Origin of the sequence: Helicobacter mustelae, assembly GCF_900476215.1 — a bacterium.
In the GTDB taxonomy this organism is placed as follows: domain Bacteria; phylum Campylobacterota; class Campylobacteria; order Campylobacterales; family Helicobacteraceae; genus Helicobacter_H; species Helicobacter_H mustelae.
This window is the reverse complement of sequence record NZ_LS483446.1, coordinates 85,923-102,024: the sequence shown is the minus strand read 5'-3', so window position 1 is coordinate 102,024 and position 16,102 is coordinate 85,923. Positions and strand designations below refer to the sequence as shown.

The following is a 16,102-nucleotide window of genomic DNA, read 5'->3' as shown; positions in this document are numbered from 1 at the left end:
TCCATTTTATTGCATTTTGTTAAGGGTTCCACCAAGATTTTATGACTTCAAAGCTAAAGGACTCGCATGAAAAAAATCTCGTTTATTTTTTTACTTTCTACTTTGTTTCTATGGGCAGGCACGCAGGAGAATCTCAAAGACCTCATCAAAGAAAAAACCAAACAAGATATTTCCATCGCCAAGGTTTATGATCTCAAAGGGGATAACCATCTAAAAATCGCTATTCTCAAAGATGAAGCCACAAAAAACCAAATCCCTGTTATCACCAATAAGGATGGGAACTTGCTGTTTGTACTGACAAATGTGTTTTTTAGCAAGAATGATGAGGATTCCAAATTTGTGGAAGAACTGCTTGGCAAAATCCAAAGCGATAATGACAAGCAGGTGAACTCCGCTGCGCTCAATAAGCTTTTTGAATCCATTCCTGAGGATTATGTCATCAAGCTAGATTCCACCACAAAAAACAATAAAAAAGTCACCTACATCGTCTCTGATCCGATGTGCCCACACTGTCAGGAGGAATTGCGAAACATCGACAAACGCCTAAAAGACAGCAATGTCTATATGGTGATGGTGGCATATCTTGGACAGGAATCCATCAAAAAAGCAGCAACCATCCTAGCAAAAGTAAAAGATGCAAAAAGCACCAAGGATAAAATTGCGCTTTTCCAGCAAGTCTACTCCATCGCCTACAGACCCTCAAGTGCAGACAGCAAGGCGGTCAAAAAGGTAGAAAACATCACCAAGAAAGTGGCAGATTCTGCGCTCATCAAGGGTGTGCCATTCATCTATGAGTACACAAAGCAATAACCACCAAACCATACAATAAACAACCATGGAGATAGGATTCTTTCAGGAATTGCAGATTTCCCGATTTAGCAGCAATGGGGCCTATCTCTGCGATGAAGAGAGTTCTGAAGTCCTGCTTCCCAACAAATTCCTCCAAGAAGAACATAAGCTCGGGCAGAAAATCCGAGTATTTGTAAGCACGGATTCTGAAGACAGGATGGTGGCTACCACACAAATCCCCTATGCCACAAGAGACCAAATCGCGGTTTTAGAGATCGCTTCTATAGAGGATTTTGGCTGCTTTTTGGATATTGGGCTGGATAAAGACATTTTCATGCCTACCAAAAACCCTAAGCGTTTTCATGTGGGGCAGAGGGTTTGTGTTTTTGTCACTCTGGATCGCACGGGCCGACTCATTGCAAAACTCGGAATAAAGGAGCGACTCAAAGCCTATCCCCACAAATGCAAGCCATACAACAGACTCTCTGCGCTTCCCTTTGAGCGCACTCCGCTAGGCATTGGCTGTGTGGTGGAGGAGCGCTATTATGGATTACTCTATCATAGCAGCCTTTTTTCTCCTCTCCCACTTTTCTCGCCCATAGAGGTACAGATCCAAAAAATCCGCACAGATGGCAGACTTGATCTCAGGCTTTGCTCAAGCAATGGGATTGAAAATTTCAAAAAGATCCTAGATGAGAAAAAGGTTTTAAACTTTCATTATGACTCCTGTCCCAAAAGCATTCAAGAGACCTTTGGCATGAGCAAAAAACTTTTCAAAAAAACTCTCACCGCCCTCATCAAACAGAAAATCATCAAGCTGGAAAATCAAAAAATCTACAAATTAAAATAAGAATGATTATTATCTGATATAATTCCAAAAAAATCCACAAAGGCTCTCCATGCAAAAAATCACCATTGTTCTTGTCGGTCAACCCAATGTAGGAAAAACCTCATTAATCAACTATCTCAGCGGGGCACATTTGAAGGTGGGGAATTTTACTGGGGTGACGATCGAAAAAGCAGAGACCTCTCTCATCTATGAAAATACTCTTTTTGAGATCATTGATCTGCCTGGAATCTATGCGCTAGAAGATTTTACGATGGAAGAAAAAGTGACAAAAGACTTTCTAGAAAATCAACATTATGATCTCATTTTGAATGTTCTAGATTCCACAAACTTGGAACGCAATCTCACGCTAAGCACACAAATCCTAGAGCTCCAAAGAAAAACCATCATTGCACTAAACATGTATGATGAAGCAAAAAAAGAAAATATCACAATTAATGAAGAGTTATTATCCATTCTTCTTGGGGTGCCCTGCATCACCACCTCTGCCACCCAAAAGGATAATCAAACCCAGCTTTTGGATTTGATTCTAAAAACCCACGCCCAACCATTTCATCCAGCAAAGCGCATCTATAGCGCACCCATCCAAGAGGCGCTGGATAAAATTGCTAATTTTTTGCAAACACGCAATTATGAAGAAATAAAAACCTTCGTACAGACGCATAATCCCAATTTCGCAATCAAAAATATCGCCTTCCTACTCCTCTCCAAAGATCCCAAGATTTATCAATTTTTACAGGATTGCCCCTGCTATGCTGAGCTCAATTCTTTTTTGCAGCCCATATTGCGAGATTTGCAAAAAGCCACCAATGAGTCCAATGCAAAAAGCATGCTGGTTTTTGATTCCCTCTCTTTTGCTAGAGGGGTGGCACAAGAATGCGTCAAGCAAAGGTCTGCAGGGCTTTTAAAAACAAGAAAAATTGATGATTTGTTTTTGCATAAATTCTTTGGCATTCCCATCTTTTTGTTTTTCATGTTCGTGCTCTTTGAGCTGACATTTTTTATCGGGGGATTTTTGCAAGATTATTTGCAAAAAGGGATGGATGCGCTAGGAGAGCTTAGCAAAAAACTCATTGACAATCCAGAGATTGCCTCATTAATTGGCAATGGGATCTTGGGAGGCGTTGGCGCGGTCATCTCCTTTTTGCCATTGATTATGATTTTGTATCTTGGGATTTCCCTGCTAGAGGGGACAGGATACATGGCGCGTGTAGCATTTTTGCTCGATGGGATTTTTCACCGATTTGGCCTACATGGCAAAAGCTTCATTCCCCTTGTCACGGGGTTTGGCTGCAGTGTGCCCGCTTACATGGCCACGCGCACACTCCAAAACAAAAATGAACGCCTCATTACGCTCTTTATCATTGGCTTTATGAGCTGCAGCGCCAGACTACCCATCTATGTGTTATTCATAGGAGCATTTTTCCCCAAAAACTATGCAGGACTCGCATTATTTTGCATCTATATTTTTGGTGCGATCATAGCAGTATTCATGGCAAAGCTCCTCAAACTCAGCGTATTTCGTGGGAAGGACGAGCCCTTTGTCATGGAGATGCCAAAATACCGCTTCCCAAGCTATAGAATCATTTGGTTTAGCATCTATACCAAATGTTTGATGTATCTAAAAAAAGCAGGAAGCTTTATTTTGTTTGGTGCCATCCTCATTTGGTTTGCCTCCCAGTATCCCAAAAACAAGGGAGCAGAGAAGCTTCATGCAGCAAAAATTGCTCAAGTCCAAGAAAGCCAGATGGAAGAAAAAGCAAAAGAAGAAAAAATTCTCTCCTTGGAGAATGAATATCAGGAATTATCCCTAAAGCAAAGCTATTCAGGGAAGATTGGCACCTTTATGGAGCCCTTATTTGCGCCTATGGATTTTGATTGGCGCTTATCTGTTTCTTTGATGACAGGATTTGCTGCAAAGGAGGTGGTGGTCTCCACCCTTGGCGTGCTCTATGCACTGGGAGATTCCCAAGATGAGAGCTCTCAAGACTTGCAAAGCGCAATCAAGGAGTCCATCTCGCTTCCCACCGCGATCGCTTTTATTATTTTTATCATTTTTTATATTCCCTGCTTTGCTGCTACCATCACCTTTGGCAGAGAAACAAATGGAATCAAAAGTGTGCTGCAATTATTTATCTTCACGAGCATCGTGGCCTATGTTTTTGCCTTTTTGGGTTTTTATGTCACAACTTCTATTTTGCATTTCTTGTGATAGATGTTTAGAGTTTTGGGCCAAGTCTTTGGCCTAAAACTCTAGCGGCCAAATTTGGCCAAAGATTTTTTGATTATTTTTTGCGGAAAGACTAATCTCAAATTTTGGCAAAAACCCTCACATCCAAGCATGCCCCCAGATGCCTAGCAAAAGCGCGCCAAGTCTGCCAAAAGCCTCCCCACACAAACACCACTAGTAAGCCCCATCCAAACTCCGCGCATCACAAAATCAACCAACCCTCCTTTTTTTGCTTCCAAACTTCTAATTTTTGCCCCTAAACTTCTAACCAACTCAAAAATATCGCTCAAATGCACAAAAACTAAGCTCAAGCCCACCTCCCCAAAAAATTAACTTCAAAGCCTGCCAAAAATTCCTATCAAAATTTATACACTACCGAAAGCTTCGCATTGAGTCCTGGCTCTGGCAATGCCTTGCGCACCTGATTGATATTTTCAATCGCGCTGCCATCTGCCTCTACCTTGAAGGGTGATGCCTGGCTAATATAATATTCGTTGAGAAGATTTTCAATCGCAAAATAGAGGGTGCAGTTTTTGTAACGCGGATGGGTGTAGTTGATATAAAAATTATAAACCTGATAGCCTGGCTTATCGATGTTTGCAAATTCATGATTATAGATGTCATATCCATTGTATTTCAAGCGCTGCACAAATCTACCCACCAAAGAAACATTCACCCCACTCTCCTTGAAATCATAGGCAACCTTGACTACATAGGTATTGCCCACGGATGCGCCAAGCTCATAGGTATCAGCAATCAGATGACCTCTAACCATAGGAAAGCTGCGAGAAAAAGAAAAACTCGCCAAGAAATTTTTGTAAAAAAAATCCGCTCCGGCTTCAAATCCATAGATATTTACTAGATATTTCAGATTGTCCTTAATGGTGTTATCAAATTGCTCTCCATTAAACACATACCCCCGCCCGATGCCATAGCTATTGATAAAATCTCTGATATTTTGATAAAAGGCAGCACCTCGAAGTGTGAAAAAGTCATGATTATACTCGAGATCCAATTCGATATTTTGTCCCTTTTCTGCCTTGAGATTTTTGGCAATAAAATGATGATAATCTGCTAGCAAGAGCGCATCTGTGGGCAGCACCCCGCGCGTCACATAAGAATAAGAAAGCTTCACATCCATGCTTTCCACTGGATTCCAGAGGATTACTGCAGAGGGTGAGAAGCCTTGGGTAAGGTGGTGTTGATAGTTTTGATCATAGTAGAAATAAAAGTCATAGCGTGTCCCCGCTCCGATGCTTAGATTTTTGAGCAAATAATAATTTGCCTGTACATAGCCCCCAATGATATGCGCACTCTCCTTTCCTCTCTGCGTCGCAGTGGGGACAAAATACCGATCTACTGTAGAGAGATTTTGATAATTAATCCCATACTCTAGAGCATTTTTCTTTTGATTGCCAAGGGCATGTTTGACCTCAAAGTCCATTCCAAAATTATTCAGAAAGATATCACGCGGGATGCTTCCCTCCTCATCCTTGGCGCTATTTGCAGAAATGGCATAGGGGGTGAGATGTACATTTCGTATATATCCATAGGTATTGACCTTCACATTGGGTCTAGCAAATCTCTCACTTCCCTTATGTTCATAAACACCAGAAAAGTTATTTCCGATATTTTTATGACGAAATAAAATCAGCGCAAAATCCACGCCATCATTGAGTGCTGGATCTGGGCGAGTAATGTTTGCGCGGAAGGGGCGCACCGCATCATCATGCACAAGACTATAAGAAAGCGTGAGCTTATCTTTGGCATTAAAAAATACATTGCTTTTGAATAAGAAATTATTTTGCATTGAGGGTGAGCCTAGCACCTTGTCTTGTGGCGCGGGATTAAAAAGATTTGTAAAAACATGCTTAGCGTCACGATAATAAAAAATATCTACAAAGTTATAAAGTGCGAGCATGTCAAAATATTTGCGATCGCTTCCATAAAGCGCTAGAGATTCCTTAATCCCAAAATTACTATAGGCTCCACTCTCAATACGAAAGCCAAATTTTTGCCCCTTTGCAAGTAGATCTAACGCGCTTTTTGTGGTGATGCTCACACTTCCTGCCAGCGCTCCAGGCCCCACAGAGGCATTTGCCGCACCCTTGATGATTTCCACACTTTTAATCATTGTGGGGTCAATGAGCAAGTTTCCCTGATGGTGAAAGGCATTACCATTTTGTGCAGCGCCATCAATTCGCACACGCAGCAAGCGATCTTCCATCCCTCGGATATAGAGCTTTTGAGCCATATTGCCGCCCCCTCCCACTTCTATAGAAGACTCTTTAGAAAACATTTGTGTGACATTATTGACCTGACGATCTAAGAAATCCTGACCTGAAATCATGGTTTTATTCGTAAAAGAAAACTCCCTCTCTGAGGTCGAAAGTATCGTTTCTATCATCCTTTCTTCTGGGGCTTTTTCTTCTGAGGTTTCTTGACTCTGCTTTTTGGTCTCTTGCTTCACCTCTTGGCCCTCTTGTGCCAAAATCATACTCAAAAAGAGCGCACTAAAATAAATTTTTTTTCTCATGATTCTCATCCTGTTGTAGTAGAGTGATCACGATTATAACACACACCAAAAAAAATTATGATTTTTATTCCTATTTTATATTTATGGATGGTCAAATCTTAACATTCAAAAAAATAACCAAAATTCTAGGGGGTGGATTTTTGTGGCGAGATGATGAGGGTTTGATTTTAGCAATCATGATTCATGGAATTGGATTGGCAAGGAGTTAAGCCTAAGGTTAGCGGGGGTTATGCTTTGTAGCTAAGAGGGTTTTTTGATTTGATAGTGAAAGGAGGGGAGGTAGGTTTAAGTGTTTTGATTTTAGAAAGCAGAAAAAAGCCAAAGAGCTTTGATTTTAACTGGGCTGTGCATTTTGATGAATACCAGCTCAAAGCTTCACTAAAAAATCTCTGCAAAATCCCCGCTAAAAAACCTTAAACCCAAAGCTGCCCTGACTTGCATCCCTCCAAAAAATTCACCCTCCTCCTCCAAGGCCTACCAAAAACCAATATCCTCAAAAATCCAAAAACTTACCAAAAATAAGGAACCAAATCACAGCACCTCATTTCAAATCTCCTCCAAAATCTCTGCAAAGATTTTCCTAAAACCTCCCCATAGCCCTGCTACTCCAAATACATCAAAGTAGGCAACAAAAACCCATCAAAACTTATAAACCAAGGCAAGTTTGGCATTCAAACCTGGCTCAGCAAGAGCTCTGCGCACTGCATTGATACTCTCAGATGCCTTAGCATCTGCTGATACCTTGTAGGGAGAGGATTGGCTGATGTAGTAGGCATTGAAAAGATTTTCGATCGCAAAATAAAGGGTGAAGTTCTTATGGCGCGGAGGTATGTAGGTGAAGTAAATATTATGGACCATATAGCCTGGCTTATCCACTTGTGAAAATTCATCATTATAGATGTCATATCCAGTGTATTTCAAGCGCTGCACAAATCTACTAAGCCATGAAATATTCAAGCCCACTCTTTTGAAATCATATGCAAACTTCAAGACATAGGTATTGCCCACCGCAGCTCCAAGCTCATAGGTATCATTAATCAAATGTCCTCTTACTTTGGGGAAACTACGAGAAAAGGAAAAACTCGCCAAAAAATTTTCATAGAAGAAATCCAACCCCGCTTCAAATCCAAAGATATTTACGGGATATTTCAGATTGTCCTTGATGGAATATTCAAAGCTTTCACCATCTGCCAAAATATAGCCATGCCCAATCCCATAGCTATTGATAAAATCCTTGATATTTTGATAAAAGGCCGCACCTCGAAGTGCAAAATACTCATGGTGATAATCAATATCAAGCTCTACATTTTGCCCCTTTTCTGCCTTGAGATTTTTGGCGATGAAATGCGTCCGATCTCCGAGCAAAAGCGTATCTGCAGGAATGGCTCCGCGTGTCACATAAGAATAAGAAACCTTCACATCCATGCTTTCCACTGGATTCCAGAGGATCACTGCAGAGGGTGAGAAGCCTTGGGTAAGGTGGTGTTGATAGTTTTGATCATAGTAGAAATAAAGGTCATAGCGCGTCCCTGCTCCAATGCTTAGATTTTTGAGAACATAGTAATTTGCTTGCACATAGCCACCAATGATGTTGGCATTCTCCCTCCCTCTTTGCGTCGCAGTAGGCACCACAAATCGATCTGCAGTGGCAAAATTCTGATAATTAATCCCATACTCTAGAGCATTTTTCTTTTGATTGCCAAGGGCATGCTTGACCTCAAAATCTGCACCCGCGTTATTCAGTACAAGGTCGCGCGGAGTGGTCCCCTCTTCGTCTTTTTGTCTTACGCTTGGATCATTGATGGAGAAAACAGTCAGGCGCACATTGCGCAAGTTTCCATAAGCATTGAATTTGATATTGGGCTTGGAAAATCTATCCGTCCCCTTATGCTCAAAGACACCAGAGAAGTTGTTTGCCATATTTCTGTGGCGGAACAAAATGAGGGCAAAATCCACGCCATTGTTGAGATTAGGATCGATGCGAGTGACGTTAGAGCGCAGAGGGCGCACAGCTTGATCGTGAATGATGCTATAAGAAAAGGTGAATTTATCCCTGCTTGTAAAATACACATTTGCCTTGATAAGACCATTATTTTGCATTGAGGGTGAGCCTAGCACCTTGTCATCTGGGGTAGGATCAAAAAGATTGGTAAAAGTATGCTTACCATTGCGATAATAGAAAATGTCCAAAAAGTTATAAAGTGCGAGCATGTCAAAATATTTGCGATCGCTTCCATAGATGGCCGCAGATTCTTTCACACCGTAGTTGGTATACGCTGAGGTCTCAACACGAAATCCGACCTTTTGGCCTGGATTTAGAAAATCTAGCGCGCTTTTGGTCGTAACAGTCATGCTTCCTGCCAGCGCTCCAGGCCCCACAGAGGCATTTGCCGCACCCTTGATAAGCTCGATATTTTTGATCATCGTGGCATCGATGAGCAAGTTTCCTTGATGATGGAAGGCATTACCATTTTGTGCAGCGCCATCAATTCGCACACGCAGCAAGCGATCTTCCATCCCTCGGATATAGACCTTCTGCCCCCTAGTTCCCCCACCACCGACGCTAATTGAGGATTCTTTTTCAAACATTTGTGTGAGATTGTTTACCTGACGCTCCATGAAATCCTGGCCAGAAACCATGGTTTTATTCGTAAAAGAAAACTCCCTCTCTGAAGATGCTAAAATCGTATTTAACTGTTTTTCTTCTGGAGTCTCCTCATTTTTTGCCTCCTTTTTTGTTTGTTGTTTTGTCTCTTTTTTGGTCTCCTGCGCTTCTTGTGCACAGACTAAACCCAAAAAGAACACTAAAAAATAAAAATTTTTTTTGGTCATTGTCAACATCCTTATATAAATTGAAGTAATGGTGAATAAATAACATAAAGTACTATTAAATCACAATAAATCACATAATATTTCATCAAGTATGACACAAAACGAAACACTACAAACCCATAAATGAGAAAAAATACAATTTATGGAAAATTTATTTAGAAAAGCATGGTCTAAAAATGAGAAAAAATACAATTAAATAAATTTAATTTTTAAATAAAATTACCAAAAAATATAATTTTAGAAAAAATATGACCAAAAATAAAAAAAATAACAATGTAAAAAGTCATAAATATGTATTTTAATTAATAAATATGGTCAAAAATTTAAAAATTAGATTTTTAAGAAAATATTCTAAAAATTAATAAATTGTGTTCAAAAAATTAAAATACATGAGAATAAGAAATTCATCAAAAAAAATATCAATGATGGCAGAATCGTTTTTAGTAAAAAATGAATAAAAATGCGAGCCAGGAGGGAGGGATGTGTCAGAAAATTAAAAATGTGGCTTGAAAATTGCGACAAAAATGAAAATATCAAAAAAAAATGACTCTAATAAAGCACTAGAGGACTTGATGCAAAAAATTAAAAAACACTCCAAAAAATCAAAAAAAACAGGCAAAAAAGCGCGTGTCAAAAATCAAGAAAATTTAAAAAATCCCCGCAACCCTATAACGCAATCTTGCAGGATATCAGGTTTTTTGATGCTGAGCGCACAGGAGAGAAGTGCGGGGAAGCGGGATTTGATCGCTGTGGCGAGATCTCTTAGCGCATATTCTAAAAGCAAATAACGCGACTCTTTGATATGCGCGACAATAAAATCTCTAAGCAAAACATAATCTAGATACTCCCCCTCCTTCCCCTCATACTCAAACTCGCCATGAAGCAGGATTTTTTGTGGGATTTGGCGCTCTTTTTCTAAGATGCCGATGATGGCACAAATCTCCAAATCCTCCAAAAGGATCTGGAATCTCATAAGACTTTTTTCTCCTCGCCCCTAAAAAGACGCTTGAGATTGGGGTAATGGGTATAGAGGATGAGCACGCCAATGAGCACCACAGGGACATGGGAATGGATCTGGGCAGTGATGTTGATACCTTGGGGCAGGGGCAAAACATAGGGCACAATAAAGGTGAGCGCGATGCCACTTAGCACGCCAAGCAAGGAGCTTAGAGAAGAAATCTTCAAAACTTTCCCCACCAAACCCCAAACCACAAGCCCAAGTATGCTCTCAACAGGAATCAGCAAGATTACTGAGCCAATCGCGGTGGCCACGCCCTTGCCTCCGTGAAAATTCAAATAAGGACTATAGCAATGCCCCAAAACCGCCAGCAATGCGATCATGTACTGCACAGAATAATCTAAGCCAAAAATCTTGGCGAGCAGCACGACAATAAATCCCTTGCTTGCATCAAGGATAATCGTGAGAATGGAGAACTTCTTGGCATTTTTCTCATCCACTTCCTTGAGTGCGCGATAGACATTTGTGGCTCCGACACTCCCTGAGCCCACTTGTGTAATATCGATGCGATAAAACAGCTTTGCAAATACATATCCAAAGGGAATTCCTCCAAAAAGGTATGCGACAATATAAAAAATCACATTGATATTTGTAATTGCATACATCAAATCATCAACCATTGCACTTCCTAATTTGTAAATTTTATTTTCTCCAGCAATTGGGAATCCTTCTTCATTCCCCCTCAATCCTCATTCCCCAATCCTCCTTATCTTCCACGGTTGGGAGCCTTCATTCCCATTGGCTAGGATTTTGATCCATCATTGAAGAACTCCACTTCCAAATCAACAAAAACACCCCGATTTTATCAAAAAGTTTTTTTTCAATGATTAATAAACCAAAATTCAACCCAAGCAAACAGAAATAACGCAATCTCACATCCCTCCAACCTGCAAGGATTATCTGCCCCTCCCCTTGATATGACAGCCATCTCCATCGCCACTAATTAGGACCATAGAGAGTGTATAAAATATTTCCCCTTCAATGTATGAAAATGTATAAATTTTGGAAAATTCCGCAAAGTTTTTGTGAATTTATGCCTATGGTTGAGAAAATATTAATAATGATTGGTACAATCGAGCACGTTATAATTCTACTTAACAAGGAACAAAAATGAACAAAATAACAAAGAAACTTATTTTACCCCTAGTGTTTGCAAGCAGCGCAGAGGCGATTCCATCGGGGATATTCGTCGGTGGAGACATCGGGGTAAATATAGGATTAGATACAGGCATCGCAAAAGCAAGGATTGAAGGAATCCCAGGCTACAAAGCCACCTCTTTCTTCAGTCCCACTTTTGGAGCCAGAGTTGGTTACATTTTGGCAATCAATAATTACAATGCTTTCAAATTTACCCTCAGCTACAATTCTGCATTTTATGATTCTAAGGCCTCTATGAAAATAGGGGCAGGGATTGATTATCTCCTATCCTTTAGCGACAAGCCTGATGCAGCAGGCCTTTTCTTAGGCGGTGGATATGACTTTGGGATCCATGATTTTGCCAAAGGCAGCAAATCCTATCCCAACAGCAAGAGCAATGCACCCTTTGCACAAATTGGTATTTTCAAATCTTTGGGATCTGAGGGTAGATGGATGCTACAATTTGGTGCAAAATATAATTTTGGCTCTCCCTATCATTATAAAAGTGTCACTAGCCCAGCTGCTGGCACAATAGTGACTCGCGAATACAAAGGCTCAGGCCTCCTTAATCTCTTCTTCAATGTCAACTACACATTCTAATCCCCTGTTGTGGCTTTCATAGGAGAAAGCCACAACACTTCATCTGTGAATCGTTGGTTTTGTTTTACTGGCTTGGCTGCCACCTCTTTAGCTTCGTTGATTTTTAGCTCTGCTGATTCTAGGCGAGAAAATCTTCTTTTTGAAGGGTTACGGTGCGCGAAAAAATCATGCCTAGTTGTGTAAAATCCTGAAAGCAAGGAGCAAAACAGACCCAAATATATTTTAGGAAATAAGGCGGAAAAAATTCGTACATAAAAAAAGGGAGAGAAGCCTTGGCCTCTCTCCCCGCTAAACCGAAGTTTTTGGTCTCGGGCAGCATTGTATCAAAAATGCATAAATTTTCTTGACTTTTTCATCATAAATATTGCGATTTTTGCCAAAGCAGCAAAACGAGAGGTGAAAAAGTTCTCTCTTATAAAATACTCTTTGTGTTTTTTGCACCTTTTGAGAAATGATAACAAATCCTTCATTCTTGCCCTCTTAAGAGTTCTAGAGTGGCATACCTCATCTAGCAAAAACAAAAGCCCGAGAAAATCATGCATAATTGGCGATGTACACAACTTTTTTCTAGTAGCTTGAGACACAATCTGTATTTTTGAAACCCTCCCATTTATATAACTACTTGGCTTAAAGTTTTTGTTATAGGGAATTCTAAGTGTGTTGAGCATGCAATTATTATGTGCTGAAGCATTGCGCAAGACTCTCGCACTAAAAGCTAATGAATAAATTTCTTTGGTTTTTTTGTCTTGAGAATATTTTGAAAAATAAAACTGAAAAAACTCCATAAAACTCCCAAAATCCAAAACTTCCAACAGATTCCACAAAGAAAGATTGTCGTTGTATTTTTCCAAGAGATTTCGGATAAAAGAGCTTGACTGACTCTTGTGGAGGATTTCATTTTGGACTCTGGGAGTTTTGCTTAAAAAATCCTCCACAATACTATATCCATCCTCGCTTGCATTGTTGTTGAAATGTCGCAATAAAGTCATTTTTAAATGATGCTCGGCATCCAAACTCCAAGATAAAACCAAGCGTCTAAAATGCAAATCAATGGTGGCAAACTCGATAAGGTAAGCAAAATCAAGATTACTATATCTTCCCCTTGAGGATTTTTCATAATTTTTTGCGTAAGACTTAATTCGAAAAACATAATTGTTTTGCTTCAGATACGCTTCTGCTTCTTGCTTGGAACACAGAGAAAATGCCACCCCTTTCTCCTCAAGTCTGCTAATTTGTTCACAAATGGAGAATTTTGGCTTACTTACTTGACCTGTCTTATTCATTGCTATGCTCCAAAATTTTGCACAATTTTATCGAGGTTTTTTTAGCTTGGGATGATAGAATTTTTCCGCGCAGTTTTGATGAGAGAGTAGAGAAGCAAGCCAAAAAGCAGCGTATAAACCCCGCCAATGATAGAGAGGAGATCTAAAATCTCCCTTTTTTCTGCAAAAAATCCTATTGCTGGAAACAGGAGTTTGGGAGAGATGGCAAATATCCCAACGGCAAATAGATAACCCAAAGGGATATAAATCCACCGGCTCCATTTGCAAGTCAAACCCAAAAACAAGAGTAAAAATATCAAGACAGAACCAAGGTTTATGCCAAAGAGATAATAGGGGTGATCATGAATCAAAATCCGAATATGTGAATCATAAAAAATAAACAGGGATGGGAGCTTGGAGAGATTCCATATTGAAAAATGATTATCAAAATAATATGCAACCCCCACCATAGCCCCAAAACTCAACCCACCAAAGAGAAAAACCAAGCACATCAGCGAGTTCCAGATCCGCAGCAAATCGGTGTGATGATCGGAGGTGTGGCGATAGAAAAAAAGCTGGTATTTTTCGATCCAATCCCTAGAAAATATTTTGGGCTTTTGAAAATCAAGCTCGATCTCTTTGCAATAAAGCTCTACTCTATGATAGTTTGAAGCATCAAGAGTGTTGTTATTTTTGATAAACCCATTTTTAACAGCACAAAAGCCATCTCTATAATCTTTGATAAAATCATCAATCTCTTTCGTATTATTAGGTCTTGAAATAGTTTCTGATCCATTGTCATTATGCAGCGTACATAAGCTTATTGCACTGCTACGTACCTTCTCAATAAACTCTGAGCTATTTAATCCTAACTTTGAACCAGTCATTGTTAAATGCTTAAAAACACAATTTGTAAAAAGTGGAGGTTGTTGGAATGTTGCGTAATAAAAGCTTGTCCTCTGATCAAAAAAAGTTTTTAAAATTGTTATTTCATCAAAGCTAGAATAATCAAAAAAAGTATCATCTTGAAATTTACAACCATCAATTACACAAAATCGAAAATTACATCTTTCAAAATAGGCTTTTTTTACAAAAGTAGCATGCTTTAAAATAAAGCTTTGATTGAACTTTGAATACCCAAACCCCTCTTCTGGATTTATTGAAGAATCAAGTCCAAAATACACATTTTTATCAAATGATGAACTTTCTATTTTCAATTGTTCAAGTTGATTTCCAAGAACAAAAACCTCTCCCTCAAAATGAGAATATGAAAAAGTTAAACTTTGATCCTTTGTGATCTTGCAAGCTTTGAAAGATAGGTCTTTTTTAAAACTGCTCTTATCAATCAAAAAAAGTTGCTCAAATATATTGTCCAAAAATATAACTTTTTCCAAGAATGTTTTATTGAATATTTTGCAATGCCCCAAAAAAGTATTACCCTTAAATTCAAGTTTGTGTGCAATTTCGTCGGAAAAATCAATATTTTCTAGTATACATTTTTCAAAGCAAAATAGATAAGGTAATTTTTTTTGAGGCTGAAGATACTTCTTGTAATTAGCGCTTAGATTATCCAGGCGATTTGACATATCTAGGAGTTCTTTTCCCAATCCCATTTGTTTTTCTAAATTTTGCAACTTAGTTAAAGAAGGTAATAACTTTTTTGAAATTTCTTCACATGGTTCTATTACAGATTTAAGTTTTTTGGTAAATTTCGTTGTTTTTATTTTATCCGGAAATTCCTCTAAACTTTTATCAATATCAATACAAACTTTTAAAATATCATCAACTTGTAATTCAACAATATAAATCTTTTCAAAAACAAATTTTTCAATCTCCAAATCTTGACTATCAAAATTTAACTCCAATAAACCCTCCCCCTCTATCATCTCACCGCAAATCATAACCCCTTTCTTATCATAAGAATAAACTTTGCAAACATTGCATCTTGCTAGATTGCTAGTTTTTTCCGACAAAAACCATTTTTTTCTATCCATTACTCTCTCCCTTCAATAATCTGATATGGGCAGATCAAACAAGCAGAATAAAGCCTTCATTCCCTCTTGTTTTTCATAAAATCCAAAAAATCTTTTTCCAAATCTTTGATGTCTTGATATCTTTCTTGGGTATTTGGATTTGTGCCTTTTTCAAGAAACTTGCATTTTAGGTGAGGATCTGGCACAGTTTTCCCCGTTGCGACAAAATACAAAACTTTTGCTATGGCATACAGTTCGTGATGCATTTCGTATTTTTTAAAGCCAAACCTAGAAAGATCAGAGAGATCATTGAAACTTCCCTTTATTTCCGTATCAGATTTTGTATTGAGACCTCCAGGAAGCTTGACCAAGCCAAAATCAGATATTTTTATCATCAAAGTATCTTCGTATTCCTTTACCAAAATATTTGTCGGTGCAATATCTCGGTGAAATATTCCCTTCTTTAATGTATATGCAAACCCCTTTAGAATCTGTCGTCCAAGGACAATTCTTTTTTCATCTGAAATTTTGTTATTGTTCTTATCTATATAGCTTTTCAATGTGCTTCCAATATATTCCATAATATAGCTTTGATCTTCCTCATCAAAGCAAAAAACTTCCAAGATAAATGGGCTTTTTAGTTCTTTCATAATTTCATATTCTTTATGAAATCTTTGTTTTTCTTCCTCGCTTAAATCCTTTTTTGCCCTTTTTTGTGCAAAACACTTGCCATAAAAAGTATCTTTGAATTTATACACATGGGCATAAGAACCCTCTCCTATTGGAGTCCTAGGATATCTTTCAGGAGATGAGGTTTGGAGAATACTATCTTTAAGTATAAAAACTGGTTTTGCACGGATCACTGGCACCTTGCTCGT

Annotated in this window: 11 protein-coding genes; 4 read left to right on the top strand and 7 right to left on the bottom strand. The window is 38.9% G+C overall.

Features of this window, described 5'->3' with window-relative positions:
• Positions 1 to 66 precede the first annotated feature (66 nt).
• Genes DQN48_RS00405 through feoB form a run of 3 tightly spaced genes read left to right on the top strand, consistent with a single transcriptional unit; the run spans position 67 to position 3,848 of the window.
• Positions 67 to 810, top strand: a complete 744-nt coding sequence (locus DQN48_RS00405; protein ID WP_013022438.1) for a DsbA family protein — start codon at positions 67 to 69, stop codon at positions 808 to 810.
• Positions 811 to 835: 25 nt separating this feature from the next.
• Positions 836 to 1,639: a CvfB family protein gene (locus tag DQN48_RS00400; protein WP_013022437.1), complete on the top strand. Its 804-nt coding sequence runs from the start codon at positions 836 to 838 to the stop codon at positions 1,637 to 1,639.
• A gap of 49 nt (positions 1,640 to 1,688) precedes the next feature.
• Positions 1,689 to 3,848, top strand: coding sequence for a ferrous iron transport protein B (feoB, locus tag DQN48_RS00395; protein WP_013022436.1), 2,160 nt, complete (start codon positions 1,689 to 1,691; stop codon positions 3,846 to 3,848).
• Positions 3,849 to 4,224: 376 nt separating this feature from the next.
• On the opposite strand, the gene DQN48_RS00385 is transcribed toward feoB, so the two are convergent.
• The 4 genes from DQN48_RS00385 to plsY all read right to left on the bottom strand — a co-directional run bounded on the left by DQN48_RS00385 (position 4,225) and on the right by plsY (position 10,872).
• The gene (locus DQN48_RS00385) at positions 4,225 to 6,402 is read right to left on the bottom strand and encodes a TonB-dependent receptor domain-containing protein (RefSeq protein ID WP_013022435.1); all 2,178 of its coding nucleotides are present in this window, start codon (positions 6,400 to 6,402) and stop codon (positions 4,225 to 4,227) included.
• Between the two features lie 639 nt (positions 6,403 to 7,041).
• A complete protein-coding gene (locus DQN48_RS00375) occupies positions 7,042 to 9,207 on the bottom strand; it encodes a TonB-dependent receptor domain-containing protein (protein ID WP_231902628.1) in 2,166 nt (721 codons plus the stop codon).
• Between the two features lie 664 nt (positions 9,208 to 9,871).
• Complete coding sequence (locus DQN48_RS00370) at positions 9,872 to 10,207, bottom strand: dihydroneopterin aldolase (RefSeq protein ID WP_013022433.1); 336 nt, start codon at positions 10,205 to 10,207, stop codon at positions 9,872 to 9,874.
• Positions 10,204 to 10,872 carry a glycerol-3-phosphate 1-O-acyltransferase PlsY gene (plsY, locus tag DQN48_RS00365; RefSeq protein ID WP_041913228.1) on the bottom strand — a complete coding sequence of 223 codons (669 nt, stop codon included), beginning with the start codon at positions 10,870 to 10,872 and terminating at the stop codon, positions 10,204 to 10,206. Before plsY ends, DQN48_RS00370 begins: the two co-directional genes overlap by 4 nt.
• Before the next feature lie 490 nt (positions 10,873 to 11,362).
• On the opposite strand from plsY, the gene DQN48_RS00360 reads away from it, so the two are divergent.
• A complete protein-coding gene (locus DQN48_RS00360) occupies positions 11,363 to 11,989 on the top strand; it encodes a hypothetical protein (protein ID WP_013022431.1) in 627 nt (208 codons plus the stop codon).
• A gap of 323 nt (positions 11,990 to 12,312) precedes the next feature.
• Here the strand turns inward: DQN48_RS00360 and DQN48_RS00350 are convergent, their stop codons facing one another.
• The 3 genes from DQN48_RS00350 to DQN48_RS00340 are packed head-to-tail and all read right to left on the bottom strand — an operon-like array spanning position 12,313 to position 16,087.
• The gene (locus DQN48_RS00350) at positions 12,313 to 13,272 is read right to left on the bottom strand and encodes an Abi family protein (RefSeq protein ID WP_013022429.1); all 960 of its coding nucleotides are present in this window, start codon (positions 13,270 to 13,272) and stop codon (positions 12,313 to 12,315) included.
• 41 nt (positions 13,273 to 13,313) lie between these two features.
• The gene (locus DQN48_RS00345; RefSeq protein WP_013022428.1) at positions 13,314 to 15,245 is read right to left on the bottom strand and encodes a pentapeptide repeat-containing protein; all 1,932 of its coding nucleotides are present in this window, start codon (positions 15,243 to 15,245) and stop codon (positions 13,314 to 13,316) included.
• Between the two features lie 56 nt (positions 15,246 to 15,301).
• The gene (locus DQN48_RS00340; protein ID WP_158303455.1) at positions 15,302 to 16,087 is read right to left on the bottom strand and encodes a protein kinase family protein; all 786 of its coding nucleotides are present in this window, start codon (positions 16,085 to 16,087) and stop codon (positions 15,302 to 15,304) included.
• Positions 16,088 to 16,102 lie beyond the last annotated feature (15 nt).

Bases quoted from the DNA above. Each gene is read 5' to 3' on its own strand.
- DQN48_RS00345 (WP_013022428.1), bottom strand. From the start codon at position 15,245: ATGGATAGAAAAAAATGGTTTTTGTCGGAAAAAACTAGCAATCTAGCA.
- DQN48_RS00385 (WP_013022435.1), bottom strand. From the start codon at position 6,402: ATGAGAAAAAAAATTTATTTTAGTGCGCTCTTTTTGAGTATGATTTTG.
- DQN48_RS00360 (WP_013022431.1), top strand. From the start codon at position 11,363: ATGAACAAAATAACAAAGAAACTTATTTTACCCCTAGTGTTTGCAAGC.
- feoB (WP_013022436.1), top strand. From the start codon at position 1,689: ATGCAAAAAATCACCATTGTTCTTGTCGGTCAACCCAATGTAGGAAAA.
- DQN48_RS00400 (WP_013022437.1), top strand. From the start codon at position 836: ATGGAGATAGGATTCTTTCAGGAATTGCAGATTTCCCGATTTAGCAGC.
- plsY (WP_041913228.1), bottom strand. From the start codon at position 10,872: ATGGTTGATGATTTGATGTATGCAATTACAAATATCAATGTGATTTTT.
- DQN48_RS00370 (WP_013022433.1), bottom strand. From the start codon at position 10,207: ATGAGATTCCAGATCCTTTTGGAGGATTTGGAGATTTGTGCCATCATC.
- DQN48_RS00350 (WP_013022429.1), bottom strand. From the start codon at position 13,272: ATGAATAAGACAGGTCAAGTAAGTAAGCCAAAATTCTCCATTTGTGAA.
- DQN48_RS00405 (WP_013022438.1), top strand. From the start codon at position 67: ATGAAAAAAATCTCGTTTATTTTTTTACTTTCTACTTTGTTTCTATGG.